Raw genomic sequence first — 15,295 nt, 5'->3', positions numbered from 1 at the left:
GCCCCAGCGAACGATGCAGAGCCCCGCGGGCCGTAGACGACTGGAGCCGTATATGGAATTCTCCGGAATATTCCGAGGCGGGTCAACGCGCCTCGAGTGCCAGCGTTAACCTACGTGTCAGGCTACACAAGGATTCCCCAAGTTGGCTGCGTAGGGACGGTCTTTGGGCGGTCGGCAACGAAACATTTCATTCAGAATATTCGAGGAATCATGGCCTGTGAATCAGTAGATATCGACAAAAATCACCCAGCAATGCTGGCGCTCACCCCCGTGGCGGTAACGTGTGCGGCCGGCAACTGCCCGACGATCTACGCGAGCGATCGGGGAACGTTCGTGGTGCAGGGTTACCAGGTCTCCGTGAACGAGGTTGAACACGTGCTGCCTGCCGGCGAGCAGATGGTGGAAATTCCGCAGGAGTTGCTGCTCGACGTGGTTAGAGGGCTTGAGCTAAAGGCCTAGCGCGGCATTGCTCGGTTGAGGGGGATGGGGACTGCATGGCTGACGCGCCGTTGAACGACGCAGACGACGATGAGGACTCCGTCCCTTTCGGCAGAACGATCCGCGGCCTCCGCCGGGCGAAAAGCATGACCGGTCAACAGCTCGCCGTTCGCGTGGGCCTGAGTCAGGCTCAGATTTCGAGGATCGAGACGGGTGCGGTGGTCCCGGCTGCCGACGAGGTGCGGGCCATCGCGGAGGCGCTCGACCTGTCGGACGGCGAGACCGAGAGGCTCCTTGAGCGTGCGCGCGCCACGGCATCGTGGGCGCACGAGATGCAGGTCCACAGTGGCGAGCTCTCGGCCGAGCAGGACCTGATGGCGAACCTGGAGCGCAACACCCGAATCTCCCGGGCGTTCACTCCCGGGACTCTGTTCGGGCTCCTGCAGACGGCCGAGTACGCCCGTGCCGTCTTCACCGGCCTGCAGCGGGCCGGCTTCCGCGTCGGTGATGAAAGGATGCCGGTCGCCCGAGCGGTGGCAGCTCGAATACGCCGGCAGGAGGCATTGGGCGACCACGGCAAGAAGTTCGTTTTTGTGATGCCGGAGTCCGTCCTCCAGGTGCGGGTGTGTGCGCCCGTGCACATGCTCTCGCAGCTTGAGCACCTGAGAGTGTTGGCGCGGGAGAGCAACGTGACCATCGGCATCATCCCCGAGGAGGTACAGATCGCCGTGGTCCCGGTCGACACGTTCAACCTGCTCGATGACAAGATCGTTCTGATTGATCACCTGACGACCTTCGTCACCTCGCGCAGCCAGGTCCACCTGGCGACCTACAGTCGGGTATTCAAGGCGTTGGAGGCTCAGGCTGTCACCGAGATCGACGAAATTTTGGAGAAGCACAAGGCGCGCTACATCGCGATGCTGTGAACCCGTCGGTAGTCTTCCGGATCCACGGGCTCGGCGCGTTCGATGGCGGCGGCCATGTACCCACCCCAATCCGGCCGCGACCCGTCGACATCCACAAACCCGTACTCCTTCGCCAGCCCCCACGTGGCCAACGACCTCCCCGCGAAGCGCGACACCGAAGGATCCGACGCCAACGCCACGACTGCCCGCCCCAGGTACGCCGGCGTCTCGGAGAGCGCGAAGTGCCGATCGCGCGCGACGCCGTTCCGCCACGTCGATTCGGTCACCCCGAAATGATCCAGCATCGCCTCGGACCGCAGGAATCCCGGCGTGAGCGCCAGTGCGGTCACGCCGTGCGGGGTCAGTTCGGCGGCGAGGGATTGGGCGATCCGGATGACGTCGGACTTGACGAGGTCGTAGTAGAACGAGCCACGGTATCCGGAGTCGGCCGTCCCGTCGGTCACCTCGATCACGAGGCCGGAGCCGCGCGCGACCATCAGCGGTAGCGCGTGGCGGGCCGTGACGATGTGCGTGTGCACCGCTTGGCGCAGCAGTTTGAGGCCGGTGTCCAGCGGCTGTTTCCAGATGGGCTTGTCCGGAATGGGAGCGGGTCGCCGCCCCACACGTCGTTGACCAGGATGTCCAGGCGTCCGGAGTGGTCGCCCCGGATCCGATCGACCAGCCTCCGGACCTCCTCCGGGTTTTCATGATCCGTGGGAACGGCATGAGCCCGCCCACCGGCCGCCGTCACGAGTTCCGCCGTCTCCTCGATCGTCTCGGGACGGCCCATCGGCGAACGGGCGGCGCGGGTGCTGCGCCCCGTCACGTACACGGTCGCACCGGCGGCACCCAGGGCGACGGCGATGCCGCGGCCACCGCCACGAGCGCGATTTTCCGGACAGGCTCATCGTTCCTACACGACGTACGGCTTGAGCAGGTGTGGTGAGGTCCCGACGGAGGGCGTCGGCGAGCAGTTCCGGGTCGCCGGTGAGCCGGTCGGCGGCGACGGCGGTCCGGACGAGTCCGGCCAGTTTCGAGGTTCAGAAACTTGAGATGGTGGCGAACTCGGCGGGGCTGATGTCGTTCCACGAAATGGCGAGGACGGCACGGATCAACCCCTCCACGGGATCGTCGACGGACCCCAACGCCTCCGCCATCGGCAGCGGGAACGTCTCCACCCCGGCCCGCACGAACGCCAGCAGCAGCCCGCGCTTGCTCCCGTAGCGCTGCACGAGCACACCGGTGGAGACACCGGCTCGCCACGGGAAGGTACTCGCGAACGTCGATGGAGTGGCTGTATCGTCACGACCTGTGACGGTCGACTTCCATGCCGGTGCTCCCGTCGACGGGGACCTGGACGTGCGGTGGATCCACGGCGGCGTGGCCGACCCGCCGATCCAGGTGCACCGGTTCGACCCGCACACGGTGATCCTGCGGCAGAGCAAGACGGTGCACTACGAGGGGCCGTTCCTGTATCTGTTCCTGGGCAACCAGCGTGCGCTGTTGCTCGACACCGGGGCGACCGAGGATCCGGTGGCGTTCCCGCTGCGGGAGACGGTCGACGCGGTGCTGGACGGCTGGCTGGCCATGCATCCGCGCACCGACTACGAACTGGTCGTCGCGCACACCCACGCGCACGGCGACCACGTGGCCGGCGATCCGCAGTTCGTCGGGCGGCCCGGGACGATCGTCGTCGGCACGGATCTCGACGCCGTGCAGGGGTTCTTCGGGTTCGGGTCGTGGCCGGAGGAGACGGTCCGGTTCGACCTCGGCGGGCGGGTGCTGGAGATCATCGGCTGTCCGGGGCATCACGAGACCTCCATCGCCGTGTACGACCCGTGGAGCGGCATCCTCGTCACGGGCGACACGGTGTACCGGGGACGCCTGTACGCGCCGGACTTCGCGGCGTTCGCGGCGAGCCTGTCGCGGCTGGCGGCGTTCGCGGCGGTGCGGGATGTGCGGTACGTGATGGGGTGTCACGTCGAGATGCGGCGGGACGGGTCGGACTATCCGCTCGGGGCCCGCTACCAGCCCGACGAACCGGCGCCGGAGCTGAGCGTCGAGGAACTTCTGGCGATCAGGGACGCGGCGTGGTCCATTGTGGACAGACCCGGTGTGCATCCGGCGGGCCCCGCGATCATCTACAACGGCATGACGAACTGGTCGACGTTCCGCATGCTGATGCGGGGGCGGTGGCACCAACTCCTCGGCAGGCGGCGCCGTTCCTGACACGATCGCCGGATGAGAGTGATTCTGTTCGGCGCCACCGGCATGGTCGGTCAGGGCGTGCTGCGGGAGTGCCTGCTCGATCCGGACGTGACCGAGGTGCTCAGCGTCGGGCGTAGCCCTCTCGGAAGAAGTGCTCCCCGGCTACGCGAGATCGTGCACCCGGACCTCGGCGACCTGACGGCGATCGCGGCGGAACTGACCGGGTACGACGCGTGCTTCTACTGCCTCGGCGTCTCCTCCATCGGCATGAGCGAGGCGGACTACACGCGCATCAGCCACGACCTCCCGCTGCACGCGGCGAACGTGCTCCTGCCGGCGAACCCGGGCATGACGTTCGTGTACGTGTCGGGCCAGGGCACCGACGTGAACGGTCGGCAGATGTGGGCCAGGGTGAAGGGGCGTGCCGAGGAGGCTCTTCTGGCGAGGAGTGAGAAGGCCTACATGTTCCGGCCGGGGTACATCCAGCCGATGCACGGGGTGCGGTCGAAGACGGGCTGGTACCAGGTGCCCTACACGCTGGTGCGGCCGCTGTCGCCGCTGCTCATGCGCCTTTTCCCGAACGCCGTCACCACCACCGAACGCCTCGGGCGGGCCATGCTCAACGTCGCCCGGCGGGGCGCACCGGTGCGGGTTCTCGTGCCACGGGTCATCAACGCAGAAGGTTGACCAAACAAGTATTTGCTCCTATCTTAGATGTTGAAGGTTCAAGTAGATGGGAGCGTGTCGCCGTGAACGACCTGCTGAATCCCTCGGTCCCCGGCGCCGCCTTCGACGCGTTCATGCGCGACTCGGCCCCGCAAAGCCGTTCCCGAAAGGAATGGACGCCCGAGGACGGACCGATGCCCGCGCTCTACCTGGGGCACGGCGCGCCTCCGGTCTTTGACGACGCGCACTGGATCGGCCAGCTGCACGCCTGGGCGCAGGCGCTGCCGAAGCCCAGGGCGATCCTCATCGTGAGCGCCCACTGGGAACGCGCGCCGCTCAGCGTCAGCGCGACCGGAGCCGCGACTCCGCTCGTGTACGACTTCGGCGGGTTCGCGCGGCGGTACTACGAGATGACCTATCCGACGCCCGACGCCGGCGCGCTCGCTGTCCGGGTCGCCGCCGCGATGCCCGACACCGAGCCGCTGCACGAGCACCGCCGCCGCGGCCTCGACCACGGAGCGTGGGTGCCGCTCAAGGTCATGTACCCGTACGCGGACGTGCCGGCGCTGCAGCTCAGCATGCCGACGCACGATCCGGACCGGCTGCTGCGCATCGGCGAACGGCTGCGCCCGCTCCGCGACGAGGGCGTGCTGATCATCGGCTCGGGCTTCATGACGCACGGCCTGCCGTTCCTGACCAGGGACATGATGGCCGGCAACGCGGTACCCGGCTGGTCGGCCGACTTCGACGCCTGGGCCGCCGACGCGCTCGCCCGGGGTGCGGTCGACACGCTCGCCGACGTGGCGAAGGCGCCCGGGATGCCGTACGCGCACCCGACCGTCGAGCACTACACGCCGCTGTTCATCACGCTGGGTGCGGCCACCGATCCGACCGCCGCGCCGAAGACTGTGATCGACGACTTCCAGCTGGGGCTCGCGAAGCGCTCCATCCAGGTCGCCTAGCAGAATCGGGCGCATGGTCGACGTGCGCCCGATGCGGGACGACGATGCGGAGTCCGTGCTCCGGGTCTATCAGCTGGGACTCGACGGCGGGCAGGCCAGCTTCGAGACGATCGCACCGACGTGGGAGGCGTTCGACGCCGGGCGGCTGCCGGAGCACCGGTTCGTCGCGCACGACAACGGGTCCGTCCTCGGCTGGGTCGCGGTGACCCCCGTCTCCGCGCGCGCCGTCTATGCCGGCGTGGTCGAGCACTCGATCTACGTCGACCCCGCCGCCCGAGGTCGCGGGGTCGGTCTTCTTCTGATGGAACGTCTCATCGCCTCCACCGAGGCCGCCGGCATCTGGACCATCCAGTCCGGCATCTTCCCGGAGAACGCCGTGAGCCTGGCCCTGCACCAGAAGGTGGGCTTCCGCGTCGTGGGTGTGCGCGAGCGGATCGGTCGTCACCACGGCGCCTGGCGCGACGTTGTGCTGTTGGAGCGGCGCAGCCCCTCGGTATGACGAACATACTGTCGTACCCCCGGTGAAGGGTTCCGCGCATGGAGACGGCGTTGCTCGACAAGGTACGCAAGCTGCTGGCCAAGGCGGAGGACGACGCGTGCACCCCGGCCGAGGCGGAGGCGTTCACCGCCAAGGCGGCGGAGCTGATCGCGAAGTACGGGATCGATGCGGCGCTGCTCGCCGACGCGCGGCCGGACAGCGACCGGGTGGGGGACCGGACGGTGGTGTTCGATCCACCGTTCGCGCTGGACAAGGCAAACCTGCTGGCGGCGGTGGCCGTCGCGCTGCGGTGCGGGGTCGTGCGGCGCAAGGATCTCGGGGTCGACGGGCGGCGGCGGACGCTGGTGCACCTGTTCGGCTACGGCGCCGACCTGGAGCGGGTCGACCTGTTGTGCACGTCGCTGCTGGTGCAGGCCGTGCACGCGCTCGCCGGCGAGGCGGTGCCGGCGGGGGAGAGCCCGGCGGCGTACCGGCGGTCCTGGTACGCGGGGTACACGGTCGCGATCGGGCGTCGACTCCGGCAGGCCGAGTCGTCGGCCGCGGCCTCGTCGGCTGCCGATGCGCCGGTGGCCTCGGGCCGATCCTTGGCGCTCGTGCTGGCCGATCGGGCGGCCGTGGTCGACGCCGCTCTGCGGGAGGCGTATCCGCACACGCGGGCCGGGCGCGGGCGCAGCCTGTCGGGCAGCGGCGGGCGGTCGGGTTACGACGCCGGGCAGCGGGCGGATCTGGGCGACGCCCGGGTCGGGGCCGCACGCCGCCGGGAGCTGGGCGCGTAGCGCGGGCGCGCGCGGCCGGCCTGCGGCGATCTTGCAGTTGTGGTGCCCGGTATATCCGTATTCGGCGACCTTTGTCGCCGCCACAACTGCAAGATCGGCGGGAGTCCTACTCCTCGATCTCGCCGCCGGTCGCGCGGAGGTGGGCGCGGAAGGTGTACGTCGGGTCCGTCTTGCGCCTCGCCAGGTAGTCGGCGAAGCGGGTCTGTGCGCGGAGCGTCCGGCCGTTCCTGATCCGGGTGGCCTGTGCGCGTTCGGTGTCGCGGATCGCGTGTGCGGTGTCGAGCACCTGCCGGACCCGGGCGGCGGGGACGAAGAGCACACCGTCCGCGTCGCCGAACACCACGTCGTCGGAGGTGACCTCGTGTGCGCCGAAACGCGCCGAGCGCAGGGCGTCCGGCTCGCGTTCGTCCAGGCGCACCGGCCCGGGCGGATAGCTGCCGTAGCTGAAGACCGGCAGGCCGATCTCGACCAGTTCGGGGGTGTCCCGGTGCAGGCCCCACACGGCGAGGCCGCTGACGCCGGCCGTTCCGGCCTCCAGCACCGCCAGGTCGCCCACGCACGCCTCGTCGACCCGGCCGCCGTTGTCGATCACGAGCACGTCCCCGTCCCGCGCGTGCTCGAACGCCTCCAGGAACACGTCGACGCTGCCGTAGTGGCGCACCGGCAACGCCCGCCCGGCCAGGCGTTCACCCGGTGCGACGGGCCGGATCCCCGGCGGCGCCACGCGCAGCGGCACGGCGCAACGCAGGCAGGCGTCGGCGATGAGCGGCGTGGCCAGGTCGGCGAAGTCGTTCAGCATGGCGCCATTGTCGGCACGGGCACGCGGTCGGGACACGTCCAACGGCGTTCATGTGGCCGGCCGATGACGGGTGATGAGGCGCTTGACGCCGTGTACGAGCGCGCTGATGAGGGCCGTGTTGACGAGGGTGCACGCGACGAGGTAGACGATCGCGCCGACCGGGCTGTCGACGACCGAGCCCAGCACGCCGATGAACACGAACGACGTCGGGGCCGTCACGAAGAAGAGCAACACGCCCGCGAGGTTGGCGTCGGACCCCTCGTACGTGGCGTACGACCAGACGACGAAGACCGTGGTGGCCGCCACCAGCAGCAGGTATGCCCGGGAGAACCAGTTCCCGAAGAGGAATCTCATGGGATCGATTCTCGTGACGATCGAAGATCGGTTCCTGAGTACGGGTACTCAACCCTGCTGGGCCCCCGAACGCGCGTACCGCCCCGGCGGGACACCCACGTAGTGCTGGAAGTGGCGGTGCAGATGGGACTGGTCGTGGAAGCCCACCTCGGCCGCGACCGTCGCCGGCGCCGCGCCGGCCAGCAGCAACCGCCGGGCCCGGTCGATCCGGCGGCCCGTCAGATACCGGTGCGGCGGCAGCCCGAACGCCCGCGTGAACGCGCGCACGAGCCGATCCGGCGGTGCGCCCAGCGCGTCGGCGGCCTCCCGCAGCGTCACCCCGGTGGTGGTGCGGCTGTCGAGCAGTTGGCGCAGTTCGTCGGCGAGGGCGACGGCGGACGTCGCGCGGGCCGGCGGCGCCGCGTCCTGCCGCAGGTGACGCAGGAGCCGGTCCAGCACGAGCGCGAGCCGGCTCTCCGCCTCCAACGCGTCGGCGGGTCGGGCCAACGCGCGGTGCAGCTGGGTGATCCGCCTGTGCAGGAGCGCGTCGCGCACGCTCGGCCGGTCGACCGTGGTGCCGATGAGATGCGGGTCGAGCACGTCCGGGTCGAGGTACAGCACCCGCTTGCGGAACCCGTCGACCGTTGCCGCCCGGCCGTCGTGCGGCACGTGCGGGGGCAGCAGGGTGACCATTTCGCCGGTGGTGCCGTGCGGGTGGCGTTCGAGGTCGAAGCGGACCGCGCCCTCGTCGACGACGAGCAGGGTCCAGGTGTCGTGCGTGTGGGCCGGATAGGCGTGCGCCACGAACCGCGCGTGGAACACCTCCCGCACGCCGGGTACCTCGGGCCGCCAGGCCACGACCCGTTCGCCGCTCACGCCTAAAACGTACAAGACCGCAGGTGGGGCGAACGGGCACCGTGAAGCGCGTGACCATCGTGACCCCTACCCGGTTCGACACCAAGATCGCCGTACTGCTCAGCGACGACCTGCTCACCTGGCAGCGCCTGAACGTCACCGCGTTCCTCGTCAGCGGCCTCGCCGGCACCATCCCCGAACTGCTCGGCGAGCCCTACGCCGACGCCGACGGCACCGCCTACCTGCCGATGTTCCGGCAGCCGGTGCTGGTCTTCGCGGGCAGCCGCGACCTGCTGAGCGCCGCGCACGAGCGGGCGATCGCGCGGCACCTGCCGCTCAGCGTGTTCACCGCGGATCTCTTCGCGACGGGGAACGACGTCGACAACCGCAAGGCCGTCGCGGCGGTGCGGCGGGACGCGTTGGACCTCGTCGGGCTGGGCCTGCACGGGCCGAAGAACGCCGTCGACAAGGTGCTGAAGGGCGCCACGCTGCACGGCTGAAGAGCACGCTCCGTGGTGTCGATCGCCGAAACTTTCGTGGTCATGCCCCGGATCGGGCCTGTGACCAGCTGAATTACGCTCCGTCAACAACTACGGTGTGTCAACGTCGGGCCCTAAGGAAAGCCCTGATCATCTCTGACACGCGGACCCGCCCGGAACACGGCGCCGTACGAGCCGGCAAGGGAGAAGCGGTCAGAAGGAGTCAGGAAGATGGTTCGCAGAACACACCGGATGATGATCGTCGGTGGGGTCGCGGTGGCCCTGGTGGCGCTGAGCGCGGTCACCTATTCGGCCTCGGCCGCCACGCAGCACCGGCCGGGGCGCCCCGGAGCGGGGCCCGGCGGGCCGGGCGGGCCTGGCCGGCCGGGCGTTCCGGGACGGCCGTCGGCCACCCCGGCAAAGCCCTCGGCCACCGGCGGCGCGTCGGCCACCTCGACGAAGCCGCCGACGAAGCTGGAGCCGGATCCCGCACTGGGCGAGAAGATCCTCTTCACCGCGCGGGTCGTCGACGGCGTGCAGACCTACACGTGCTCGGGCGGCAAGTACGGCGGCGCGTCGGTGCCGGAGGCGGACCTGGTGGGCCCGCGCGGCCTCGAGATCCACCACTTCGCCGGCCCGAGCTGGCAGTCCGAGGAGGACGGTTCGCTGGTCACGGCCAAGAAGGTCGACGAACGGGCGGTCGCCGGAACGATCCCGGAACTGCTCCTGGAGGTGACGAGCCACAGCGGCGCGCCGAACGGGATCATGGCGAAGGTCAAGCACATCCAGCGGTTGAAGACCTCCGGCGGCACGCCCGACCTGACGGACGAGTGCACCGACGGCGACACCGACGACCGCGACTACCGCGCGACATACGTCTTCTGGGGCTGAGCACGCGCCGCTAGGAGACCGTCACCACGACCTTTCCGGGGGAGTGGCCCTCCTCCTGGTAGTTCACGGCGTCGCGCAGCTGCTCGAAAGAAAAGCGGCGGTCGATCACCGGGGTGACCCGACCGGCCTCGATGAGGTCGTTCAGCTCCAGGAGCACCTGCTTCTTGCGCGTGCACCCGACCGCGTCCGCAACGGCCATCCGCTGCGGCACGAACGGCCCGCGCACCACCGTCTTCACCATCCGGTCGGCAGGGCTGAACCACCTGCCGCCCGGCCCACCCACCATGACGAACGTGCCGGTGCGCGTCAGCGTGCGACGCAGCGCGCCGATGGGGCGGCTGCCGGCGTTGTCGAGAACGATGTCGTAGCTCCCACCGTTCCCGAGGGAAGTGTCTTGGGTGTAGTCGATGACCCGGTCGGCGCCGAGCGAGCGGACGAGCGCGACGTTGTGCGGGCCGCAGACGCCGACCACGGCGGCGCCGAACGCCCGCGCGAGCTGGACGGCGAACGTGCCGACCCCGCCGGAGGCGCCGTTGACGAGCACGGTGTGGCCGGCCCGGATGCCGCCGGCGTCGCGCAGTCCGACGAACGCGGTCACGGCGGCCATCGGCACGGCGGCGGCCTCCTCGTGGGTGAGGTTCTTCGGCATGGGTGCCAGGAGATCCTCGGGAACGGTGACCAGCTCGCCGAAGCCGCCGCCGGTGAGCAGCCCGTACACGTTGTCGCCGGGCCGGAACCCGGTGACGTTGCGCCCCACGGACTCGACGGTGCCCGCCATGTCGCAGCCGAGGACGGGGATCGACGGCCCGCGCAGGCCGAGGCCGCTCGGCATGAGGCGGGCGATCCTGGGTTCGCCGCGCATGCCGTGCCAGTCGTACGGGTTGACGGAGGTGGCGCGGACGCGGACGAGCACCTCGTTGTCGGTGGGCGCCGGCGTGGGGATCTCTTCGAGGTGGAGCCGCTCCGCGGACCCGTACGTGCGCTGGATGTAGGCCTTCATTGATCGCTCCCTTACGTTGTAAGAATGCCTTACGACGTAAGGTAGCCTTACGACGTAAGACGAGCAATCAGAGCTGTCCCCTAGGGGAATTCAGGCGCGGAGGCGGTCCAGTCCGTCGAGGATGAGGTCGAGCCCGAACTCGAACTCCTTCTGGTCGTCGCACCAGCCCAGCGTCGAGTCCGGGTCGTCGTGCGCGATCTCCGTCAACATGCTGACGAGATGGGGGAACGCGTCGGCCATCCCGCGCAGCGCCGCCAACGACTCCTCGGTCACCGGCCCCGTGCCCGGGTCGAACAGCTCCTGCGTGAACCCGAGCGACCGGCTCCCCAGCGCGTGCAGCGCATGGTGGATCTGGTCGTGCGTGAAGCCGCCGTCGCGCAGCAGCCGGACCATGCCGTCGTTGTACCGCAGCACCGCCGGATTGGAGCTCGTCCGCGACTCGAACACCCCCGTCGCCCACGGATGGCGCAGGAACACCTCGCGCGCGGTCAGGATGCGGGTGCGCACGGCCGCCTTCCAGGCCGCGCCCTCGGACGGCAGGTCGATCTTGTCCACCAGGTCGTTGATCTCCGACGTGATGACCTCGACGACGCCGTCGAGCACCTCCTCCTTGTTGCGCACGTGGTAGTAGAGGGACATCGCCTCGGCGCCCAGGACCTCGGCCAGCCGGCGCATCGTCAGCGCGCCGAGGCCGCCCTCGTCGGCGACCCGCACGGCCGCGCGGAGCACCCGGTCCCGGGTGAGCGGTCTCTTCACGCGGCCCATTCTCCCCCGGGGTATGTCGGCCGCGTCGATCTTGCAGTTGTGGCGCGGACACCCTGCACCGAAACCGAACGTATCCGGCACCACAACTGCAAGATCGACGCACGGGGTCCGCCAGCGACGGGCGGCTCAGGCGCGGCGGGTCGCTCGCGCGAGCGGGAGTAGCACCGCCAGCATGACCGCCGCGAGCAGCGCGTACGCCGGTGCGAAGCCGTTCCGGGCGACCAGGGCCCCGAACGCCACCGCGCCGACCCCCATCCCCGCGTCGTACGCGATGTTCCACAGCATGCTCACCCGCCGGTACCCCGAGGTCGGCACGCGCGCGAACATCAGCGCCAGCGTCACGTGCTGCACCATCCCGAACCCGGCCCCGAACAGCACCGACGCCACGACCAGCGGCACCACGTCCGCCGCCCGGACCATGCCGAGCACACCCGCCGACGCCAGCGCGACGCCGGCCAGGAGCAGCGGCCGGTGGTGGCGTTCGGGCGCGCGGCTCACCGCCCACCGCGCGAACGGCGTCACGCACGACTGGATCAGCAGCGCGAGCGCGGCGAGCCGGGTACCCAACGGCAGGAACGTCGGCAGCACCCCGGCCGCCGTCGCGATCACACCGAAGGCGACGGTCAGCGCGCCGAGGCCGCCGGCCGAACCGGGTTCCGCGGCGGGCATCGGGGCGGCGGGCAGCCGCCGGACCGCGAGCGTGGCGAGCAGAGCGAGCGCGCCGGCCGTCACGAACACCGGCGCGTACCCGATGTGCTCGCTCAGCCAGACGCCGGACGGGAGAAAGACGATCGAGGGTGCGCCGGCCGCCACCCCGAAGATCCCGAGCACCTCGCCGCGACGACCGGGTGGTGCCAGTTCGGCGGCGAGGGCGGAGCCCGCCACGAAGACGACCCCGATGCCGGCGCCCCGCAGCAGACAGGCCGCCACCAGCGCGAACCCCGACGCCGTGAACGCCAATCCGACCGCCGGCGCCCCGAGCAGCAGCAGCGCCACGGTGATCACCGACCGGTAGCCGAAGCGGCCGATCAGCGCGGGCGCGGCCAATTCGGTCAGCACCGTGCCGAACATGAGCGCCGCCGTGCACAGCCCGGCCCCGCGGGTGCCCCAGCCGCCCCGGACCGCGTACTCCGGCACCACGGAAAGCAGCAGGTAGAAGCTGGCGAGGGCGCCGACGACCGTTCCGAGCAGCGCGAGGACGGGGCCGGTGAGAAGCGGTTCGCGCTTCGCGTCGGTGGAGACCATGACACGACCGTAGGAAGCCGACCGGTCCACACGTAAGGTCCGGTTGCATGACGTCGGAGTGGACCAGTTCGCCGCGCGAGGTGCTGCTGTCGATCGACCGGGACCGGCCGCTGCGGGCCCAGCTCGAGCGCGAGCTGCGCGACGCGATCCGCACCGGCCGGCTCGCCCCGGGCCAGCGGCTCCCGTCGTCCCGCGGGCTCGCCCGCGACCTCGGCATTTCTCGCGGGCTCGTGACGGAGTGTTACGCGCAGCTGCGTTCCGAGGGATACGTCGTCACCCGGGCGGGCGGCGATACGCGCGTGTCCGGCGACGCGGGTCGCAGCGCCGCGCCCGCCGTGGTCGACGCCCCGCGGCGCCGCCCGCGCATCGACTTCCGTCCCGGAGTCCCCGACCTCTCGAGCTTCCCGGCCACCGAGTGGAGCCGCGCGGTCCAGCACGTGTGCCGCCTTCTTCCGGTCGAACGACACGGGTACGGCGATCCGGCGGGCTCCGCGGTGCTGCGCACCGTGTTAGCGGGTTACCTGGGCCGGGTGCGCGCGGCGTGCGCCGGGGCGGCGTCGACGGTGATCTGTTCGGGCTACCAGCAGGGGCTGTACCTGACGCTGCACGCCCTGGCCGAACGCGGGCTGCGCACCGTCGCCGTCGAGGATCCCGGCGACGCCGAGTGCCGCGTTCTGGCGGCGGCGGTCGGGCTCGACGCGGTGCCGGTGCCGGTCGACGACGACGGCATCGACGTGTCCGCGCTGGACGCCACCGGGGCCCGGGCGGTGATCGTCACCCCGGCCCACCAGTCACCGACCGGAGTCGTGCTGACCCCGGCGCGCCGGCGGGCGTTGATCGCCTGGGCCGGTGCCCGGGACGGCGTGATCGTCGAGGACGACTACGACGCGGAGTTCCGCTACGACCGCAGTCCCGTCGGCGCGCTGCAGGGCCTCGCCCCCGAACGCGTCGTGCTGCTCGGCTCGACGAGCAAGTCGCTCGCACCCGCCCTGCGGCTCGGCTGGATGCTCTGTCCGGCGCGCCTGCTCGACGCCGTTCGGGAACGCAAGCGGCTGGTCGACCGCGGCGCGCCGGCCATCGACCAGGAGGCCCTCGCGCACCTCCTCGACACCGGCCGCTACGAACGCCACCTGCGCACCGTGCGCCGCCGGTACGCGCAACGCCGGGCCGCCCTCGTCGAGGCGCTGAACCGCCACGCCCCGCGGGTGTCGCTGCACGGGCTGGCGGCCGGGTTCCACGCCGTGGCGCGGCTGCCCGACGGCCTCGGCGAGAACGCCGTCGTCGCCGCGGCGGCGGAGCGCTCGATCGGCCTCCACGGCCTGAACGGCTTCCGCGCGGTCTCCGATCCCACGGCCCCGGCGCGTCTGGTCCTGGGGTTCGGCAACGTGACCGTCGACGACATCCACGACGGCATCGCCACGATCGCCGACCTGCTGCGACCGTCCTGAGAGGCGGCGCCCCACCGCCGGCCGGCGCTTCGGCGGCCCGCGTGCTGCGGGGCTAGGGGATCAGCAGGACCTTTCCCGCGACGGCGCGCGCCTCGATCGCCCGGTGCGCCTCGGCGGCCTCGGCGAGCGGATACTCCCGCGCGATCACCGGCCGGGCCGTGCCGGCGAACGCCCGCGCCGCCAGCCGCACCAGCTCCGCCGCCGGGAACTGCACGTCGGCGATGGTGCGCACGGCGATGCCGTCCCGCGGCGCGACGGCCGCGAAGGCGCCGCTCGCCGCGCCGTGAATCGACACCCGCCCGCCCGGCGCCACCAGTTCGAACGCCCGCTCACCGAGTGCGCCGCCGGCGCCGTCCAAGAGAACGTCGACCGGGCCGACCCGTTCCGTCCAGCCGCCGGCCGTGTAGTCGACCGCCGCGTCGGCGCCGAGGCTGCGCACCAGCGCCAGCTTCTGCGCGCCGCGCGCCGCACCCGTCACGTGCGCGCCGAGCGCCTTCGTGAGCTGGACGAGCAGCGTTCCCATGCCGCCGGCGGCCGCCAGGATCAGCACTCGGTCGCCCCGCCGGACCCCGACGCCGTCGAGGATGCCCATGGCGGTCACGCCGTCGTGGGCCAGGGCCGTCGCCTCCCTGGTGGAGAGGCCGTCGGGGATCGGCACGAGGCGTTCGACCTCGGCGCGCACCAGCTCCGCGTAGGTGCCCCTGGTACCGGGGGCGGCGACGACCCGTTTTCCGTGCCAGGGGCCGGGGCTGACCACCGTTCCCCCGGCTGCTCCGCCGGGGATGTAGGGCGGCCTGATGCCGAACCACTCGGCCAGCCCCGCGCGGATCCGGGTCTCCACATGGATCGTGTCGACGGCCTCGGCTCGCACGATCACCTCGCCTTCGGCGGGCACCGGATCGGGCAGCTCGACCGCCCGCAGCACCTCCGGACCCCCGAACCCGTCCACCTGTATCGCTCGCATGACGGCGACGCTAGGAGCTCAACCGAGGTTGAGGTCAACCGCCTTCGCGTGCGCCGGGCGGG

Annotated in this window: 18 protein-coding genes and 1 pseudogene; 10 read left to right on the top strand and 9 right to left on the bottom strand. The window is 71.0% G+C overall.

Annotated features, from left to right (window positions below; genetic code table 11):
* Positions 1-114 precede the first annotated feature (114 nt).
* Positions 115-459: a hypothetical protein gene (locus Val02_RS47620; protein WP_239153406.1), complete on the top strand. Its 345-nt coding sequence runs from the start codon at positions 115-117 to the stop codon at positions 457-459.
* 35 nt (positions 460-494) lie between these two features.
* Positions 495-1,364 (top strand): Scr1 family TA system antitoxin-like transcriptional regulator, encoded by an 870-nt coding sequence (locus tag Val02_RS28815; RefSeq protein WP_203902379.1) that lies wholly within the window; start codon positions 495-497, stop codon positions 1,362-1,364.
* Here the strand turns inward: Val02_RS28815 and Val02_RS28810 are convergent.
* Together Val02_RS28810 and Val02_RS28805 are read right to left on the bottom strand one after the other, a co-directional pair.
* A pseudogene (locus tag Val02_RS28810) lies at positions 1,346-2,208 on the bottom strand (SDR family oxidoreductase). The gene Val02_RS28815 and the pseudogene Val02_RS28810 sit on opposite strands and share 19 nt — an antisense overlap.
* A gap of 175 nt (positions 2,209-2,383) precedes the next feature.
* The gene (locus Val02_RS28805) at positions 2,384-2,575 is read right to left on the bottom strand and encodes a hypothetical protein (RefSeq protein WP_203902378.1); all 192 of its coding nucleotides are present in this window, start codon (positions 2,573-2,575) and stop codon (positions 2,384-2,386) included.
* 79 nt (positions 2,576-2,654) lie between these two features.
* Between Val02_RS28805 and Val02_RS28800 the strand changes: the two genes are divergently transcribed.
* The 5 genes from Val02_RS28800 (at position 2,655) to Val02_RS28780 (ending at position 6,454) form a co-directional block, all read left to right on the top strand.
* Positions 2,655-3,572, top strand: a complete 918-nt coding sequence (locus Val02_RS28800; protein WP_203902377.1) for an MBL fold metallo-hydrolase — start codon at positions 2,655-2,657, stop codon at positions 3,570-3,572.
* A gap of 12 nt (positions 3,573-3,584) precedes the next feature.
* Positions 3,585-4,238 carry a Rossmann-fold NAD(P)-binding domain-containing protein gene (locus Val02_RS28795; RefSeq protein ID WP_203902376.1) on the top strand — a complete coding sequence of 218 codons (654 nt, stop codon included), beginning with the start codon at positions 3,585-3,587 and terminating at the stop codon, positions 4,236-4,238.
* A gap of 62 nt (positions 4,239-4,300) precedes the next feature.
* A complete protein-coding gene (locus Val02_RS28790; RefSeq protein ID WP_239153405.1) occupies positions 4,301-5,179 on the top strand; it encodes a dioxygenase family protein in 879 nt (292 codons plus the stop codon).
* A gap of 13 nt (positions 5,180-5,192) precedes the next feature.
* Positions 5,193-5,678 (top strand): GNAT family N-acetyltransferase, encoded by a 486-nt coding sequence (locus Val02_RS28785; RefSeq protein WP_203902375.1) that lies wholly within the window; start codon positions 5,193-5,195, stop codon positions 5,676-5,678.
* Positions 5,679-5,716: 38 nt separating this feature from the next.
* Complete coding sequence (locus tag Val02_RS28780) at positions 5,717-6,454, top strand: DUF2786 domain-containing protein (RefSeq protein WP_203902374.1); 738 nt, start codon at positions 5,717-5,719, stop codon at positions 6,452-6,454.
* 106 nt (positions 6,455-6,560) lie between these two features.
* Here the strand turns inward: Val02_RS28780 and Val02_RS28775 are convergent, their stop codons facing one another.
* The 3 genes from Val02_RS28775 to Val02_RS28765 are packed head-to-tail and all read right to left on the bottom strand — an operon-like array spanning position 6,561 to position 8,462.
* Complete coding sequence (locus Val02_RS28775) at positions 6,561-7,253, bottom strand: RraA family protein (RefSeq protein ID WP_203902373.1); 693 nt, start codon at positions 7,251-7,253, stop codon at positions 6,561-6,563.
* A gap of 48 nt (positions 7,254-7,301) precedes the next feature.
* Positions 7,302-7,607: an SCO4225 family membrane protein gene (locus Val02_RS28770; RefSeq protein WP_203902372.1), complete on the bottom strand. Its 306-nt coding sequence runs from the start codon at positions 7,605-7,607 to the stop codon at positions 7,302-7,304.
* A gap of 48 nt (positions 7,608-7,655) precedes the next feature.
* Positions 7,656-8,462: an AraC family transcriptional regulator gene (locus Val02_RS28765; RefSeq protein WP_239153404.1), complete on the bottom strand. Its 807-nt coding sequence runs from the start codon at positions 8,460-8,462 to the stop codon at positions 7,656-7,658.
* Between the two features lie 50 nt (positions 8,463-8,512).
* On the opposite strand from Val02_RS28765, the gene Val02_RS28760 reads away from it, so the two are divergent.
* The gene (locus Val02_RS28760; protein WP_203902370.1) at positions 8,513-8,941 is read left to right on the top strand and encodes a DUF2000 domain-containing protein; all 429 of its coding nucleotides are present in this window, start codon (positions 8,513-8,515) and stop codon (positions 8,939-8,941) included.
* Positions 8,942-9,151: 210 nt separating this feature from the next.
* On the top strand, positions 9,152-9,811 hold the full coding sequence (locus tag Val02_RS28755) for a DUF3455 domain-containing protein (RefSeq protein WP_203902369.1): 660 nt from the start codon (positions 9,152-9,154) through the stop codon (positions 9,809-9,811).
* A gap of 10 nt (positions 9,812-9,821) precedes the next feature.
* Here the strand turns inward: Val02_RS28755 and Val02_RS28750 are convergent, their stop codons facing one another.
* The 3 genes from Val02_RS28750 to Val02_RS28740 all read right to left on the bottom strand — a co-directional run bounded on the left by Val02_RS28750 (position 9,822) and on the right by Val02_RS28740 (position 12,821).
* Positions 9,822-10,811, bottom strand: a complete 990-nt coding sequence (locus tag Val02_RS28750) for an NAD(P)-dependent alcohol dehydrogenase (RefSeq protein ID WP_203902368.1) — start codon at positions 10,809-10,811, stop codon at positions 9,822-9,824.
* 90 nt (positions 10,812-10,901) lie between these two features.
* The gene (locus Val02_RS28745; RefSeq protein ID WP_203902367.1) at positions 10,902-11,576 is read right to left on the bottom strand and encodes a TetR/AcrR family transcriptional regulator C-terminal domain-containing protein; all 675 of its coding nucleotides are present in this window, start codon (positions 11,574-11,576) and stop codon (positions 10,902-10,904) included.
* A gap of 126 nt (positions 11,577-11,702) precedes the next feature.
* Complete coding sequence (locus Val02_RS28740) at positions 11,703-12,821, bottom strand: MFS transporter (protein WP_203902366.1); 1,119 nt, start codon at positions 12,819-12,821, stop codon at positions 11,703-11,705.
* A gap of 47 nt (positions 12,822-12,868) precedes the next feature.
* Between Val02_RS28740 and pdxR the strand changes: the two genes are divergently transcribed.
* On the top strand, positions 12,869-14,269 hold the full coding sequence (pdxR, locus tag Val02_RS28735; protein ID WP_203902365.1) for a MocR-like pyridoxine biosynthesis transcription factor PdxR: 1,401 nt from the start codon (positions 12,869-12,871) through the stop codon (positions 14,267-14,269).
* Between the two features lie 52 nt (positions 14,270-14,321).
* Here the strand turns inward: pdxR and Val02_RS28730 are convergent, their stop codons facing one another.
* Entirely contained in the window at positions 14,322-15,233 is a 912-nt protein-coding gene (locus Val02_RS28730; RefSeq protein WP_203902364.1) for a zinc-binding dehydrogenase, read from the bottom strand.
* Positions 15,234-15,295: the final 62 nt, after the last annotated feature.

This window comes from Virgisporangium aliadipatigenens, from assembly GCF_016863615.1.
Classification (GTDB): Bacteria; Actinomycetota; Actinomycetes; order Mycobacteriales; family Micromonosporaceae; genus Virgisporangium; species Virgisporangium aliadipatigenens.
This window is presented reverse-complemented; position numbering and strand designations above follow the sequence as displayed.

Excerpts from the sequence above, each read along its gene's own strand:
- Val02_RS28815 (WP_203902379.1), top strand. The coding sequence starts at position 495 with ATGGCTGACGCGCCGTTGAACGACGCAGACGACGATGAGGACTCCGTC.
- Val02_RS28795 (WP_203902376.1), top strand. The coding sequence starts at position 3,585 with ATGAGAGTGATTCTGTTCGGCGCCACCGGCATGGTCGGTCAGGGCGTG.
- Val02_RS28785 (WP_203902375.1), top strand. The coding sequence starts at position 5,193 with ATGGTCGACGTGCGCCCGATGCGGGACGACGATGCGGAGTCCGTGCTC.
- Val02_RS28780 (WP_203902374.1), top strand. The coding sequence starts at position 5,717 with ATGGAGACGGCGTTGCTCGACAAGGTACGCAAGCTGCTGGCCAAGGCG.
- Val02_RS28775 (WP_203902373.1), bottom strand. The coding sequence starts at position 7,253 with ATGCTGAACGACTTCGCCGACCTGGCCACGCCGCTCATCGCCGACGCC.
- Val02_RS28770 (WP_203902372.1), bottom strand. The coding sequence starts at position 7,607 with ATGAGATTCCTCTTCGGGAACTGGTTCTCCCGGGCATACCTGCTGCTG.
- Val02_RS28755 (WP_203902369.1), top strand. The coding sequence starts at position 9,152 with ATGGTTCGCAGAACACACCGGATGATGATCGTCGGTGGGGTCGCGGTG.
- Val02_RS28750 (WP_203902368.1), bottom strand. The coding sequence starts at position 10,811 with ATGAAGGCCTACATCCAGCGCACGTACGGGTCCGCGGAGCGGCTCCAC.
- Val02_RS28745 (WP_203902367.1), bottom strand. The coding sequence starts at position 11,576 with ATGGGCCGCGTGAAGAGACCGCTCACCCGGGACCGGGTGCTCCGCGCG.
- Val02_RS28740 (WP_203902366.1), bottom strand. The coding sequence starts at position 12,821 with ATGGTCTCCACCGACGCGAAGCGCGAACCGCTTCTCACCGGCCCCGTC.
- pdxR (WP_203902365.1), top strand. The coding sequence starts at position 12,869 with ATGACGTCGGAGTGGACCAGTTCGCCGCGCGAGGTGCTGCTGTCGATC.
- Val02_RS28730 (WP_203902364.1), bottom strand. The coding sequence starts at position 15,233 with ATGCGAGCGATACAGGTGGACGGGTTCGGGGGTCCGGAGGTGCTGCGG.